This is a genomic window from Clostridium sp. N3C, from assembly GCF_900095445.1.
Classification (GTDB): Bacteria; Bacillota; Clostridia; order Clostridiales; family Clostridiaceae; genus Clostridium_AU.
This window is the reverse complement of sequence record NZ_FMJL01000092.1, coordinates 1-212: the sequence shown is the minus strand read 5'-3', so window position 1 is coordinate 212 and position 212 is coordinate 1. Positions and strand designations below refer to the sequence as shown.

At 50.5% G+C, this 212-nt stretch carries 2 tRNA genes; both read left to right on the top strand.

The window, feature by feature from the left end:
* Positions 1 to 56 precede the first annotated feature (56 nt).
* A tRNA-Ala gene (locus N3C_RS14410) sits at positions 57 to 132 on the top strand.
* 3 nt (positions 133 to 135) lie between these two features.
* Positions 136 to 212: transfer RNA gene (locus N3C_RS14405), tRNA-Ile, on the top strand.

The window sequence follows — 212 nt, the reverse complement described above, 5'->3', positions numbered from 1 at the left end:
CGTACCGTTGACTAATCTCTGTTCAATTTTGAGAGACCAAAAGGTTTCTCAAATGTGGGGGTATAGCTCAGCTGGGAGAGCACCTGCCTTGCACGCAGGGGGTCAAGAGTTCGAATCTCTTTATCTCCACCACATGGGCTTATAGCTCAGCTGGTTAGAGCGCACGCCTGATAAGCGTGAGGTCGATGGTTCGAGTCCATTTAAGCCCACCA